The organism is Saccharopolyspora sp. ID03-671, from assembly GCF_045278815.1.
Lineage (GTDB): Bacteria > Actinomycetota > Actinomycetes > Mycobacteriales > Pseudonocardiaceae > Saccharopolyspora > Saccharopolyspora ipomoeae.
Genome location: NZ_CP134054.1, coordinates 5,585,162 through 5,600,039, shown reverse-complemented (window position 1 = coordinate 5,600,039; position 14,878 = coordinate 5,585,162). Strand labels below are relative to the sequence as shown.

The following is a 14,878-nucleotide window of genomic DNA, read 5'->3' as shown; positions in this document are numbered from 1 at the left end:
TCGAGTGGGGGGTGAACCGACTCAGGCGGCCGGGGTCTGCGTTCCCGAAATGTCCGGGTATTCCTGGGTGAACTCGGTGGCCGAGTAGGTCGCGAGATCGTCGGTGTCCTCGAAGACGCGCTTGGCGTCGTTGAGGGCTTGGGTGAACTTGCGCCAGTCCTTGCTGGTCTTCTCGTTCATCGCCTCGGCGGATTTGCCCAGGGCGCCCAGGGATTCGTTGAGCGACTGGATGGCCGGCCACTCGGGGTTGCCGGCGTGGACCCGCTCGCCGAGGTCGGCCGCGAGCCGGATGCCGGAGCTGGCGCCCAGGAACTGCTTGCGCAGCTCGTCCTCGCGGGTGTCGACGTCCTTGATCAGCTTCTCGTACTGACCGCTGTCGAACTTGGTCTTCGTCTCGTCAGCCACTGGTTCTCCTTGTCACGGTGGAGGAAGACGGGGGATCGGGCGCGGGCCGCTGCGCGTGGCGACCCGCACCCGAAACTTCAACCGCACGAGCACCTCTCAACGGCTTGAGCCGCGGGAGGACTCGTCACGCCATGATCTGGGCGCTCCTGTTGTCGCCGTCCTGGAATGCCTGGGCGGCGTTGTTGGAGGAGACGTGACCGCTGCTCAGGCGGGTGTTCATCTCGGTGTAGGCCTGGTTCCACTTCTGCTGCTTCTCGGCCCACAGCGGCGCGGCCTTGCCCTGGGTGGCCTCGCCCATGTTCTTCAGGAAGCCGTTGAGCTCGTCGAGGATGGTGCCCATCTGGCGAACGGCCTGCTGCAGCCCCATGTTGACCTCTTCGTAGGCCCCGTGCTGCACGCTGAACTGGGTCATCTCAATCTCCGTTCTGAGTAGGTGGAGGTGTCGATCAGAGGTTGGCGCCGGAGGCGGAGTCGGCGGCCTGCTGAGCGGCCTGCAGGGAGGCGTTGCGGACGTCCATGACGCGCTGGTTCAGCTGGTTGAGCTCGTTCTCGATGCGCGAGAAGTCACCGGCCCAGACGCCGAACTTGTCGACCAGCATGCGACCGGAGTCGGACTGGTTGGCCTGGCCAAGCGAGGACGCCTGCATCTGGACCTGGTTGTTGAGCTGGCGCATCTGCGACAGGGACTGGTTGGTCGCCTCGATGATCTGCTGCAGCTGAGCGTCGTTGAGGCCGTACTGGGCGCCTGGTGCGGTCATCGGTTTCTCCTTGCGCTGTGCGGAATTTGAAATGGGCGGGATTCGACTTGCGTACTGCGCGCCGACCGGGTGGGTCGGCGTGTCACGGTGCTGCTGGTGCAGCACCTCCTGCGGCTCGCTCCGGTGCGAGAACCGGTCCGGTCGGCAGCAGCGAGAGCAGGTGCGCTGGAACCGGAACCGCGTCGGTCAGCCGGTACCCGAGGGCCTCGGCCGCTTTCTGGCCGGGCACCGGGTACTTGGCACCCGAGTCGGTGACCAGGTAGAGACCGGCGCCGGGGACGCCGGGGGCGGGCAGGGTGCGGGCGAGCACGCCCGCACCGGGCTGGACGTCGATGCGGTCGGCGGTGAACTCGTCGCGCTCGATGCCGGGACCGCCGACCACGACGCCACCTTCGGCGGGGCCGATGGCCAGCGCCGACCGGGCACCGCGCGGGCCCGGTTGGATCCGGGCGCAGGGCGCGGTGGTGTCGTCGGCGACCAGCGGCATCGGGGGCTTGTCGGGCAGCTGCGCCATCGTCGGCGACGAGGGCACCTGTCCGACCGAGGCCATCGCCGCGGGCGAGAGCGCGCGGGGGCCGGTCTGGCCACCGCCGGCCGGGTCGCCCATCGCCAGCGCGGCGGTCGTGCCGTTGACCGGCATCAGCCCGCCGGTGGTGAGCACGTACAGCGTCTGCGGGCGGCCGACCACGCTGACCGAGAAGACCTGGCCGATGCGGGTGGGCTGGCCGCCGAGGGCCGGGCCGGGCTGGCCGGATCCGGGGATCTGCAGCGGTCCGAGGTCGGGCCCGGCGGGCATCGCGTTGATGAAGGCGTCGCGCACCGGCAGAGCGGTGGAGGCGTCGTAGCCGAGCACGGCGGCGACCCACGGGGCGCTGAGCTTCATCCGCTTGTCCCGCCACACCAGGTACTGGTCGCCGCTGGTGGAGCGCACCAGCACGGCCTCGTCCGGCCCGGCGGGTTCGGCCTCGGCGGCGTCGCCGACGTGCAGGGCGACGGTGGCGTGCGGGGCCCCGGCGGCGTCGCGGGTGGTGGTGGCGCAGACCAGCCACGCCTGGCCCGCACCTCCCGCGGCGCCCGCCGGGATCCCGTCGGGGGCGCCGATGATGCCGATGGGAGTGCCTCGCGGCACCTCGCTCAGCGTGGAGCGGGACACCTCCGCGACCTCGCTCGCCCCCAGCAGCCGCGCCGATGCGTAGTTGAGCACCGGGCGCAGCGTGCCGTCGGAGGCCAGCACGTACTGGCTCCCGGTTTCCTTCTCGACGATGAGCTTGCCGGGCTGGGACCAGTCGGTGGCCCCGCCGAAGCCGAGGACGCCGGCGACGGCGAACCCGGCGACGATGAGCATCGACAGCATCAGGCCGATGACGTAGCCGAGCGGGGTCCGACGCAGCGGCGGGTCGGGCGCGTCGGGTTCGGCCTGCACCAGCGCGGAGACGACCCGCGCGGCCATGAACGAGTGGGCTTGGACCTGGTCACTGCGCGAGTGCACGACGACCTCCCCCGGACAGGAAGGTGCCCGAGCTCCGGCTCCACCGGAGAACCTCGTTCACGACCATGCGGCCCTCACCACGGCGTAGAGGTTCAGCGCTGCCAACGTCATCGGGATGATCGCGATCGCGAGGGCCATGTGCGCCCAGTCGCCCGCGCGGCCCCAGTGCGGGAGCATGCGGCGGCCGGGCAGGCTGCGGGCTCCGGCGAGCAGCAGTCCGGACAGGACGATCAGCCCGCCGATGACGGCGATCCGCCAGGCGCCGGGGATCACCAGGCACAGCGCGGTGATCACGGCGGCGAGGCCGAGGAAACCGGGCACCATGACGGCCACGCGCTGGCGGGAACTCGCGAACTCGCGGGAGTGCAGCAGGAGCAGGAACGAGGCGATGGCGGCCAGCGTCGGCGACGCCCACCCGGGGGTGAAGGCGAGGATGCCGAGGCATCCGGCGATGACGACGCCGAGCCCGGCGCACAGCGCGGTGAGGTTGAAGTCGGCCTCGGCGGTGCGGTCCATCAGCTCGCGGCCGGGTTCGGGGTCGATGCCTTCCTGGAACTGCTCCGCGGAGGTCGGCAGCGGCGGCACCTTCAGCCCGGCGAGCCAGGCGGCGATGCGCGGGACGCGGGTGCCGACCAGCAGCGTCACGGCGAGCACGACGGCGGCCGCGCCTCCGGCGGAGAGCATGTCGAAGGTGTTGAGGAGCCCGACGAGCGCGGTGAGCCCGGTGGCGAGCATCGCGGCGAGGTAACCGGCGCCGAACCCGCCGCCGACGAGGAACCGGCCGAGGACGATGACGCTGGTGCACACCGCGGCTGCGGTCAGGCAGGGCGCGACGAGCTGGGTGCTCATGGCGATGACGGGCCGCCCGATCATCGGGAGCGCCCATCCGGCGGCCGCGGCGAACGCGGCGCTGCCGGAGAACAGCAGTTCCGAAGCGGCCCGGTCGCCGAGGGCCCGCGAGGACAGGGCGGCGGCGCCGAGCAGGACGAGCGCGACGCTGCCTGCGGTGATGGCCACCCACTGCCCGGCGCCGATGCTGGGCAGCAGCACCAGTCCGAGCGCGAGCGAGGCGCCGAGCAGCGCCAGGAACGCGCGCCGGGTGCTCTCCGGACGCCACAGGTCCTTGCGCTGGTTGCGGATTCCGGTCGCCACGCCGTCGGCGAGGTCGTCGAAGTCGGCCGGCGGCAACTGGTCGTTGCGCGGCCGGAGGTAGAGGATGTCGCCGTCGTAGAGGCCCAGCGCGGCAGTGCCGAGATCCTCCTGCAGGGCGGGCTCGCCGAGCCGCTGCAGCACCCATCCGTCGTGTTCCAGGCCCGCGTTCCCGAGGCCACCGCCGAGGTGGTCGAGGAAGGTGGGCAGCAGGTCCGCGAGCGGGATGTGGGCGGGTACCGCGAGCTCGACCCGAGAGCTGGGGCCCTGGATCGTCAGTCGACACACCTCGCCTGCCGCAACCGCAGGCTGAGCCGTCGTTCCCGTCATACCCACCACACGCGGCTCGGCTCATGAAGAGTTCAACCGTTTTGCCGAACTCCTCTCCTCCGGACACCGGATTCAGGTAACCGGAGGAAGCTGCCCCCACTTGTGGGCGGTTTCCGCAGGAACCGACCCGGGGAACGGGTGTCGATTTCTGGGAATTGTGGCTAAAACCGCCCCGGGGCAACACCTCTCACCACCACCCGTCCCGGTCCCCACGACGGCGGACCCATCGGGGCACCGGGGATCGAGCGGGATTGCCGTGATGAATTCGTTGCTCCGGGTTCTCCCCTCCGCTTTGACCCGATTGGAGTGCTCCATCCGTGTAGAGGGGTGAGGGGATGCAGGGGAAAGGATCTGATCGCAGTGAGTGTGACGCCGTTCCGGCGACCGGCCAGGCAGAAGCCCCCCACGATGCCCGACGGGGAACTGTCCCTGCAGGAGCCGCCCGTCATCCCCGAGCAGGTCAGCGGTGGGTTCGGCGGGCTGCTGATGTACCTGCCGATGGCGTTGGGCTCCGGCGCCATGATGCTGATGTTCATGGGCCGCGGTGGTTCCGGCGGTTTCGGCGGCATCGGGCTCGTCGTGGTGGCGCTGATGGCCGTGTCGATGCTCGCGATGGGCTTCGGCCAGATGGGCCGCAGCGTCGGCGAGCGCAAGCGCCGCCTCAAGGGCGAGCGCCGCGACTACCTGCGCTACCTCGGCCAGATGCGCAAGCAGGTCCGCCAGGTCGCGGCCGATCAGCGGAAGGCGTTGTCGTGGCGGCATCCCGACCCGTCGGGCCTGTGGTCGGTGGCGATGAGCGGCCGGTTGTGGGAGCGCCGCCTGTCGCACGCCGACTTCGCCGAGGTCCGCATCGGACGGTCCGCGCAGCGGCTGGCGATGAAGATGACGCCGGTGCAGTCCAAGCCGGTCGAGGACCTGGAGCCGTTGTCGGCGCGGGCGCTGCGCCGGTTCATCAAGGCCTACACCACTGTGGACGATCTGCCGACGGCCTTGTTCCTGCGCGGTTTCTCGCAGGTGCAGATGCGCGGCGACGCCGAGGCGGCGCGCGGCCTGCTGCGCGCGGTGCTGGCGCAGCTGGTGACCTTCCACTCCCCCGACGACCTCAAGATCGCCGTGTGCGCGAGCCCGGAGCGGGCCCCGGAGTGGGACTGGGTGAAGTGGCTGCCGCACGCCCAGCACACCAGCCAGCAGGACGGCGCCGGGCACGTCCGGATGCTGACCGGCTCGCTCGCCGAGCTCGAAGGCCTCGTCGGCCCGGACCTCAACGACCGCGGCCGCTTCGAGGCCGGGGCGAGCCCGACCCGCGACGAGCCGTACGTGGTGGTGGTCCTCGACGGCATCACGACCCCGGCGGAGTCGCGCCTGGCCGGTGCCGGCTACCGCAACGCCACCGTGCTCAACCTCGACATGTCCGGCCCCGCCCAGCGCACCACGCTGCGGCTGGAGGTGGCCGCCGACCAGATCGACATGATCCGGCTGAACCGCTCGGGCGCGGAGGTCCGCACCGAGCTGGGCGCGCCGGATTCGCTGAGCCCGTCGCAGATCGCGTCGCTGGCGCGCACTCTCGCCCCGTTCCGGCTCAGCGCCACCACCGACATCGTCGAGCCGATGGTCACCGACTTCGACCTGGCCGCGCTGCTGGAGGTCGGTGAGATGGACAAGCTCGACGCCGCGCGCACCTGGGCGCGCACCTCGCAGCAGGACCGGCTGCGGGTGCCGATCGGCATCGCCGAGAACGGCACCAAGATCGAGCTGGACATCAAGGAGTCCGCCCAGGGCGGCATGGGCCCGCACGGCCTGCTCATCGGCGCGACCGGTTCGGGCAAGTCGGAGCTGCTGCGCACGCTGGTGGTGGCGATGGCCGTCACGCACTCCTCCGAGGTCCTCAACTTCGTGCTGGTCGACTTCAAGGGCGGCGCCACGTTCCTCGGCCTGGACGAGCTGCCGCACACCTCGGCGGTGATCACCAACCTGGCCGACGAGGCGCCGCTGGTGACCCGCATGCAGGACGCGCTGCAGGGAGAGATGGTGCGCCGCCAGGAGCTGCTGCGCTCGGCGGGCAACTACAGCTCGCTGCTGGAGTACGAGAAGGCCCGCGCCAACGGCGCACCGCTCGCACCGATGCCGAGCCTGTTCCTGGTCGTCGACGAGTTCAGCGAGCTGCTGGCCTCGCACCCGGACTTCGCGGAGCTGTTCGTGATGATCGGCCGGCTGGGCCGGTCGCTGGGCGTGCACCTGCTGCTGGCCTCGCAGCGCATCGACGACGGCCGGATGCACAAGCTGGAGAGCCACCTGTCCTACCGGATCGGTCTGCGCACGTTCTCGGCGATGGAGAGCCGCTCTGTGATCGGCGTCCCGGACGCCTACCAGCTGCCGAGCGCGCCGGGCAACGGCTACCTGCGCTCGGACGTGGCGACGCTGTCGCGGTTCAAGGCCGCCTACGTCTCGGCGCCGTTCAAGCGGCGCACCGCCGAGCAGCGCAAGGCGGAGATCAGCCGCCAGGTGGTGACCTTCGGCGCCGCGCGGCTGCCGGAGACGCCCACCGAGCAGGTCCCCGAACCGGAGCCGGAGACCGGGGAGGAGGAGACCACCGAGACGCTGCTGCAGGTCGCGGTCAGCCGCCTCAAGGGCCAGGGCCCGCCCGCGCACCAGGTGTGGTTGCCGCCGCTGGACGAGCCGCCGACGCTCGACGAGCTGCTGCCGCCGCTGGTGCCCGACCCCGACCGCGGCCTGACCCCGATCAGCTGGCCGGGCCGCGGCAAGCTGCAGGTGCCGGTGGGCGTCATCGACAAGCCCTTCGACCAGGCCCGCGAGCTGTACATGGTGGACCTCTCCGGCGTCGGCGGGCACGTCGGCATCGCCGGTGGCCCGCAGGCGGGCAAGTCGACGATGCTGCGCACCCTCATCGCCGGTCTCGCGCTCACCCACACCCCGGACGAGGTGCAGTTCTACTGCCTGGACTTCGGCGGTGGCACGCTGCAGACCCTCGGCGAGCTGCCGCACATCGGCGGCATCGCCGGGCGCATGGACTCCGAGCGCGTCAGCCGCACGGTGGCCGAGGTGCAGGGCGTGCTGTCCCGGCGCGAGGAGCTCTTCGCCCAGCACGGCGTGGAGAACATGGCCGAGTACCGGGAGCTGCGCCGCGAGGGGCGGGTCCCGGAGGACTCGTTCGGCGACGTGTTCCTGGTGGTGGACAACTGGGGCACGCTGCGCAGCGACTTCGAGCAGCACGACCAGACGATCCGCTCGCTGGCCTCGCGCGGGCTGACCTACGGCATCCACCTGATGCTGACCACCAGCCGCTGGGCCGACATCCACAGCCAGCTGCGCGACCAGCTGGGCACCCGGCTGGAGCTGCGGCTGGGCGACTCGATCGACTCGGTCATCGACATGCGCGCGGCCGCCGGTGTGCCGCGCCAGCCGGGCCGCGGTCTGACGATGGACAAGCTGCACTTCCTGTCGGCGGTGCCGCGCCTGGACGGTCTGCGCCGGGTCGACGACCTGGCCAAGGGCGCCCGGATGCTGGCCGAGGCGGTGGCCGACAACTGGGACGGCGAGGACGCCGCCGGAGTCCGGATGCTGCCCGCGGTGCTGCCCGCCGAGCGCCTTCCCGAGCCGGAGGGCAAGCTGCGGCTCCCGCTGGGCTGGGGCGAGGCCGACCTGCAGCCGGTGTGGCACGACTTCGCGACCCAGCCGCACCTGACGGTGCTGGGCGACACCGGCAGCGGCAAGACCGGGCTGCTGCGGCTGGTCGCCGACGCGATCCCGAAGACCTACGCGCCGGGCGAGGCGGAGCTGATCCTGGTGGACTCGCGCCGCGTGCTGCTCGACGCCGTTCCCGACGCCTACCGGCGGGGTTTCGCGTTCTCGGCGACGGCGGCCAAGGACATCATCGGCACCGCCGCCAACGAGCTGCGGGAACGCCTGCCGGGCGCGGACATCACGCCGCAGCAGCTGCAGCGCCGCGACTGGTGGTCGGGCCCGGAGGTGTTCATCCTGGTCGACGACTACGACCTGCTGGCCAGCACGATGGGCGGCCCGCTGGACTCGCTGCTGGACCTGCTGCCGCAGGCCGCCGACATCGGTCTGCACGTGATCCTCACGCGCAGCGCGGCCGGGTCGTCCCGGCTGTCGATGGACTCGGTGGTGCGGCGCATGCAGGAGTCCAACACGCCGGACCTGGCGTTCTCCTGCCCGCCCACGGAGATGCCGCTGCTCAACGGCATGCGCCCGCAGGTGCTGCCCGCGGGCCGGGCGCACCTGGTGACCCGCCGCAGCGCGACGCTGATGCAGGCGGGCTGGCTGGAGCCGCGCCCGGCGGGAGACCGCGCATGAGGGCGGTGGCGACGGCGCTGGTGGTGGGTGCGCTGCTCACCGCCGCGCCGATCCCGGCGGTCGCCCAGCAGTGCGCGCAACCGGCGGATCACGTGGTGCCGCAGGAGGGTTGGGCGCTGGAGCGCCTCGCTCCGAGCAGCGTGTGGGACCTGACCAGCGGTGACGCGGTGACGGTCGCGGTGATCGGCACGGGCGTCAGCGCGGCCGCTCCGGCGCTGTCCGGGGCGGTGCTGCCGGGCCAGAGCCTCAGCGGTGGCGCGGGCGACGACGACTGCGCGGGCCGGGACACGTTCATGGCCGGGGTGATCGCGGCGCGCCCGGCGGCGGGCACCGGGTTCACCGGCATCGCCCCCGGCGCCCGGATCCTGCCGATCCGGATCACCGACGATCCCGACGAGGTCGACGCCGGCAAGCTGACCTCGGCGATCCGCTCGGCCGCCGACGGCGGCGCGGAGGTGATCGCGGTGTCGGTGGGCACGGCCTCGGCCGACGGCGGGCTGCGCGCGGCGGTGGCCTACGCGCTGAGCAAGGACGCGCTGGTCATCGCACCGTCCGATGTGGACGTCGGCGAGGACGCGGTCCCCTACCCCGCCGGGTTCCCGGAGGCGCTGCCGGTCACCGGCATCACCGACGAGGGCGACCCGATCCAGAACGCCGCCGGGCGGCCCGCGCTGGTCGCCCCGGGCAACGAGGTGGTGGGCATCGCCCCGCGCGGCAGCGGCCAAATCGTGGCCTCCGGCGGCGGCATCGGCGTCGCGTTCGTCGCGGGCACGGCCGCGCTGGTGCGCGCCTACCACCCGGACCTCTCGGCCGCCGAGGTGCGAAACCGGTTGCAGGACACCGCCGATCACCCGCCCGCCGACCTGCCCGATCCGCAGCGCGGTTACGGCGTGGTCAACCCGGTCGCCGCGGTCACCTCGGTGCTGCCCGCCGAATCGGGCGAGAAGCCGATGGCCGCCGCGGCCCCGCCCGCGCACCTGCCGCCGAAGCCGGTCGTGGACCCGCTGCCGCGCCTGGTCGCGCTGCTGGTCACCGGTGGCGTCGGGCTGCTGGTGGTGCTCACCGCCCTGGGCAGGGTGCTGATCCCGCGCGCCAGCAGGCGCGGGTGGCGCTCGGCGTGGCACAACGCGTCGCGGAGCGGGGGCTAGGCTTGGGCGAGCAGAACTTGATCAAGCACCGGGCTTTCCGGGCTCAGGTGGGGGCGCGCTGATGGGACCGGAGCTGTTCGGGCGGGACGCCGAACTGGCGCAGCTGCGCGGACTCGCGGGAGAGGTGGCCGCCGGGCGCGGCACCGTGCTCTGGCTCGAAGGTGAGCCCGGCATCGGCAAGACCGCGCTGCTGCGCGCCCTGCTCGCCGAGACCTCCGAGCTCGGCTGCGCGGTGCACCACGCCACCGCCGACCAGCTGTCCCAGCGCTTCCCGCTGCGCGTGCTGCTGGACTGCCTCGCGGTGCACCCGACCTCCGGCGACCCGGAGGTCCTGGCCATCCACGAACGCCTCGGCGCCTCGGGCGACGACCCGGTGCCCGCGATCGCCGAGCAGCTCATCGCGCTCACCGAGAAGCTCTGCACCGCAGGGCCTCTCGTGCTGGCGATCGACGACGTGCAGTGGGCCGACGAGGCGAGCCTGCTGGTGTGGCACCGGCTCAGCCGCCTGACCGAGCACCTGCCGCTGCTGCTGGCCGCGGCGGTGCGCCCGTCGGGCGGCCGCACCGAACTCGGCGTGGTGCGCGGCGAGGACCGCGCGGCGGTCCGGATCCCGGTGAACCCGCTCGACGAACTCGCCACGGCGGGCCTGGCCGCGCACCTCACGGGTGCCGCCGAGATCGGGCCGGCCCTGCGGGCGACGCTGGGCCGCGCGGCCGGGAACCCCCGCTACGTGCGGGAGATGGTGCTCGCGCTCAGCCGCGAGCAGCACCTCGACGCCGACGCCGAGCGCGCCGAGCTGACCGCGGAGTTCACCGACGGCGCGCTGCCGCGCTCGCTGGCCGAGGCCATCGCCTCCCGGCTGGGTTTCGTCGGCAGCGACACGATCGGCCTGCTGCGGATGGCCGCGCTGCTCGGGCCGACGTTCTCGGTGACCGACCTGCGCACCGTCTCCGAGCGCCCGGTGGTGGCGCTGGTCGGCAGCGTCGAGGAGGCGCTCACGGCCGGTCTGCTGGTGGAGTCGGGATCGCGGCTGACCTTCCAGCACGGCCTGATCCGCCAGGCCCTGCACGAGACAACGCCCACGGCGCTGCGGCTGGCGCTGCACCACCAGGCGGCCCGCGCGCTGGCCTCCTCCGGCGCACCGGTGGAGCGGGTCGGCGAGCAGCTGATGGCCTCGATCGCCGTCGACGACGCCGAGATCGACGACTGGGGACTGGACTGGCTGGTCGACAACGGCCGGATGCTGGCCCACCGCGCCCCGGAGTCCGCCGAGGGCCTGCTCGCCAACGCCCTCCCGCTGCTGTCCACCCGGGACTCCCGCCGCGATTCCCTGCGCACCGCCCGAGTGCTGGCGATGGTGCAGCTGGGACGCCCGGAGCAGGCCCGCGACCTCAGCGAGCGCGCGCTGGCCGACACCGACGACGCCGCCTGCTCCGCCGAGCTCAGCTGGTACCTGGCGTGGTCGCTGGCGGTGCTGGGGCAGGACGACCTGGCCGCCGAGGTGGTCGAGAAGGCCCTGCGGACACCGGGTTTCGACCGCCCGTGGCTGGCCCGGATGCACGCGGTGCTCGGTCAGGTGATGCTCTCGCGCGGTCACTTCGAGGCCGCCGATGCGGCCGTGGAGCGGGCGCTGGCCGAGGCCCGCCCCTCCCGCGACGGTTTCGCGCTCGGCCTGGCCCTGCACGTGCGCGGCGCCGCGCTGGCGCGCCGCTGCGACCTCGCCGAGGCGGTGATCTGCTACGAGCAGGCCGGTGCCGCGCTCGGCGACGCGCCGGAGAACACGGACCTGCGGCTCACGGTGCTGGGCAACCGGATGACGCTGCTGTTCGGACTCGGCCAGGCCGAGGAGGCCGAGGGTGCGCTGCACGAGATGCTGGCGATGGCCGAGCGGTCGGCGACACCGGCCCGGCTGGGCGCGGTTCGCCTGTCGGCGGCCAACCACTACTACACGATCGGCCGCTGGGACGACGCGACCGCCGAGCTGGAAGCCGCCGCCGAGCTCGCCGACCACCTGGACCCGGCGGGGCTGCGCTTGCTGCGCGGGCTCTCGGCGCTGCTGGCCGGTCACCGCGACGACCGCGCGACGCTGCGGCGCAACCTGCGCGCCGCCGGCTGCGACGGGCAGCTGAGCACCCGCTCGTCGGCCGAGTTCCTGCTGCTGGCGGCCGCGATGCACGCCGAGTCCGACGACGACCCCGATCGCGCGGTGCGACTGCTGTCGGAGGCGCTGACCGCGGGCACCCGGTTCGGCACCCGCTACCTGTGGCTGCCGAACCTGGTGCGGCTGGCGGCCGACGCTGGCGAGACCGAGATCGCCGGCCGCGCCACCGACGCCTGCGCCGAGGACGCGGCCGTGGGCGCGGTGCCCAACATCGTGGCCGCCTCGCAGCACTGCCGCGGCCTGCTGGAGCGCGATCCGACCGCGCTGCGCGCCGCGATCGAGCTCTACGGCTCCACCAACCAGCCGCCCCGCTGCGCGCGGGCGCTGGAGGACATGGCGGTGGTGCTGGCCGAGCGCGGCGAGCCCACCTCGGCGCGCGCCGCCTACGCCCGGGCGGTGCAGATCTACCAGGACCTGGGCGCCACCTGGGACCTGCGGCGCGCGGACTCGCGGATGCGCCCGCACGGGGTGCGGCACACCCGGGGGCGGCGCCGTCGCGCCACGAACGGCTGGGAGTCGCTGACGCCGACCGAGCGGCAGATCGCGCGGCTGGTGGCCGACGGGCTGCCGAACCCCGACATCGCGGCGGCCCTGTTCTCCTCGCGCCGCACGGTCGAGGTCCACGTCTCGCACATCCTGGCCAAGCTCGGGGTGCGCTCGCGGGTGGAGATCGCGGTCGAGGCGACCCGCCACGACGGCGGCGAGGTCGGCACCAGATCGGCCTGAGCGGCACCGCGATCCGCGAGGCCCGGCCCGTCGCTCACCGTCACGGCGCTCACCCTCCGCTCACGCGTTGAGCGCAGCCGCGCGGGCGATGATCACGACGCTGCGGGGCCGGGCTCTGACGCCCCGTCACCAATCACAACCCCGTCATCGATCGTTCACATTACCTTTATTTTTCAGACCGACCAGTTGGTCCGGCACATGGGGACGAAACCCGAAAAATCGCCCACGTCGATGCTCATATGAGCGACGCCCAAGTGCCACGCAGAAAATCTACGTGAGCTCCCGGATTTCCTCCGATCGAGCTAACGGGCAAGCTCATCGCTGCCATCCGGAATCCCCGTCTCCGGTCGTTTCCTCTCAGTTCTCGCGAGCGATTCACCGGCGGGGCAGACAACCGAATGAAGAAGCCACATGACGCTAGTCGGAGATCCGCGATCCGCGATCGCATTCGAACGGGCACACGCCACGACGACCACCAGAGGCGGTGAGCACGACGTTCGAAACACAGACGCGACTCTGAAGTCGCTCTACGACGACTACTACCTTCGCCTGCTGGCGTACGTGAACAAGATCCTGGCCGACCCGCACCACGCCGAGGACGTCGTGCAGGAGACGATGCTCCGCGCCTGGCAGCACGCCGATTCGCTGACGCCGGAGCGCGGGTCGGTGTGGGGCTGGTTGACCAGGGTCGCGCACAACATCGCCATCGACCGCATCCGCGCACGTCGCGCGCGCCCCACCGAGGTCGACGAGGCCGCGGGCACCGCGTCCGGCGAGTACGACGCCGACCACGCCGACGCGGTGGTCAACCGGGTCGTGGTGGCCAAGATGGTCAGCAGGCTGACCCCCGGGCACCGCTCGGTGCTCTACGAGGTCTACTTCGCCGACAGCACCGCGACCAAGGCCGCGAGGTCGCTGGGCATTCCGCCGGGAACGGTGAAATCCCGGCTGCACCACGCCCTGCGGAACCTCAAAACGACGATGGACCCCCGTTCCCGCGACATCTACAACTCCCGGCGCTGAGAACGCTCCCGAAAACGGCGTTTCCTCCCGCCCCGAATTGTGATGTGACACCGGACAGCAGAATGTCCCACCCAAAATCATAAGGTTCCCTGATTCCACGCCGCTGAAATCGTTTCAACCGCGCCCGCAATTCCTATGGATGAGACTCGACTCCAATCTATGTCCTTGCGCCGACGAATCACGATCCCCTGTTCGGCGCAACACGGGTGAGGCCGGGACGCAGCGGCGTGCAGCACTCGGCGGGGGACAGTTTTTTCTCGAATTATCCGGACATTTCGGACATCGATCATGGGTGATTCGAGGAAAAACTGTCCCCTGCCGTGGCGGCCACCACCGCGAGCCGCCTACCAGGCGCGCGCAGCCCGCAGCAGCCGGTCGCGGACGCGGGTGAGGTGGGGGCTCTGCGAGGTCCCGGCGCGTTCGGCGAGGAAGAGGGTGTTGATCGGCGGGTCCGGCGGGTCCAGCAGCGCGATCAGGTCTCCCGAGGCGAGGGCGCCCGCGCAGAGGTAGCGCGGGAGGACCGCGATGCCCGCACCGGCGGCGACGGCGCCGGCCTGGGCGCGCAGGTCCGGCATCACCACGGCCGCCGGGGTGTTCAGCCGCCTGCCGAAGACGTGCCGCCAGTAGCGGCGTGCGATCGGCAGGTCCTCGGCGTAGGTCAGCAGCGGCACCTCGGCGAGCGCACCCAGCTCCCCCGGCGTCAGCTCCCCGGCAGTCAGCTCACCGAGGCGCTCCGCCCACGCCGGCCCGGCGACGAGCACGAACTCCTCGTCGGCCAGCGCGGTCGCCGCGATCGTGCGCCCGCGCGGCCGGATCGCCGACACCACGAGGTCGAAACGGCCCGCCCGCAGACCTTCCAGCAGTTCGTCGGCCAGGCCGGTGGTCACCCGCAGCCGGAGCCCGTCGGCCACCAGCGGCGCGAGTTCCGGCAGCACCCGCTCGCCCAGCAGCTCCGCCGGACCGGCCAGCCGCACCGGCTCGTCGCCCTCCCGGCCGGTGCCGCGCTCGGCGACGGCGGCGAGCGCGTCGAGCGGCCCGGCGACCTCGGCGGCGAGCTCGTCGGCGACCGCCGTCGCCGCGGCCCCGCGCGGCAGCCGCTCGAACAGCTGCCGCCCGAGGTGGTCCTCCAGCGCCCGCACCTGCCCGGTCACGGTCGGCTGCGCGAGCCCGAGGACGCGCGCGGCGGAGGTGAACGACCCCGTCCGGTGCACCGCCAGGAAGGTCCGCAGCAGCCCCAGATCGACCGGGCCGGAACCCTCGGCCGCACCCTCGCTCATGCCGCGATCCTATCGCCGGGCCTGCGAGCTCAGCCATCAGAACCCTGATGGCCGTCATCGGTTCGCCGATTGGCACG

10 protein-coding genes are annotated in these 14,878 nt (G+C 72.4%); 4 read left to right on the top strand and 6 right to left on the bottom strand.

The features are described from left to right. Positions 1-21 precede the first annotated feature (21 nt). The 5 genes from REH65_RS26000 to eccD form a co-directional block, all read right to left on the bottom strand. Positions 22-405 (bottom strand): hypothetical protein, encoded by a 384-nt coding sequence (locus REH65_RS26000; protein ID WP_406689495.1) that lies wholly within the window; start codon positions 403-405, stop codon positions 22-24. Between the two features lie 124 nt (positions 406-529). Further along, positions 530-817: a hypothetical protein gene (locus REH65_RS25995; protein ID WP_281453910.1), complete on the bottom strand. Its 288-nt coding sequence runs from the start codon at positions 815-817 to the stop codon at positions 530-532. A gap of 34 nt (positions 818-851) precedes the next feature. Next, positions 852-1,163: a hypothetical protein gene (locus REH65_RS25990; protein WP_281453911.1), complete on the bottom strand. Its 312-nt coding sequence runs from the start codon at positions 1,161-1,163 to the stop codon at positions 852-854. Between the two features lie 82 nt (positions 1,164-1,245). Next, positions 1,246-2,652, bottom strand: coding sequence for a type VII secretion protein EccB (eccB, locus tag REH65_RS25985; protein WP_406689494.1), 1,407 nt, complete (start codon positions 2,650-2,652; stop codon positions 1,246-1,248). 57 nt (positions 2,653-2,709) lie between these two features. Further along, complete coding sequence (gene eccD / locus REH65_RS25980; protein WP_406689493.1) at positions 2,710-4,089, bottom strand: type VII secretion integral membrane protein EccD; 1,380 nt, start codon at positions 4,087-4,089, stop codon at positions 2,710-2,712. A gap of 450 nt (positions 4,090-4,539) precedes the next feature. On the opposite strand from eccD, the gene eccCa reads away from it, so the two are divergent. From eccCa to REH65_RS25960, 4 genes are all read left to right on the top strand, one after another. Then, complete coding sequence (gene eccCa, locus REH65_RS25975) at positions 4,540-8,466, top strand: type VII secretion protein EccCa (protein ID WP_406689492.1); 3,927 nt, start codon at positions 4,540-4,542, stop codon at positions 8,464-8,466. After that, on the top strand, positions 8,463-9,614 hold the full coding sequence (locus tag REH65_RS25970) for a S8 family serine peptidase (protein WP_406689491.1): 1,152 nt from the start codon (positions 8,463-8,465) through the stop codon (positions 9,612-9,614). The genes eccCa and REH65_RS25970 overlap by 4 nt, the downstream gene beginning before the upstream one ends. Before the next feature lie 61 nt (positions 9,615-9,675). Continuing rightward, the gene (locus REH65_RS25965; protein ID WP_406689490.1) at positions 9,676-12,501 is read left to right on the top strand and encodes an AAA family ATPase; all 2,826 of its coding nucleotides are present in this window, start codon (positions 9,676-9,678) and stop codon (positions 12,499-12,501) included. A gap of 516 nt (positions 12,502-13,017) precedes the next feature. Then, positions 13,018-13,524: a sigma-70 family RNA polymerase sigma factor gene (locus REH65_RS25960; RefSeq protein WP_281454029.1), complete on the top strand. Its 507-nt coding sequence runs from the start codon at positions 13,018-13,020 to the stop codon at positions 13,522-13,524. Between the two features lie 344 nt (positions 13,525-13,868). Here REH65_RS25960 and REH65_RS25955 read toward each other — a convergent pair whose 3' ends face one another. After that, positions 13,869-14,801 carry a LysR family transcriptional regulator gene (locus REH65_RS25955; RefSeq protein WP_406689489.1) on the bottom strand — a complete coding sequence of 311 codons (933 nt, stop codon included), beginning with the start codon at positions 14,799-14,801 and terminating at the stop codon, positions 13,869-13,871. Positions 14,802-14,878: the final 77 nt, after the last annotated feature.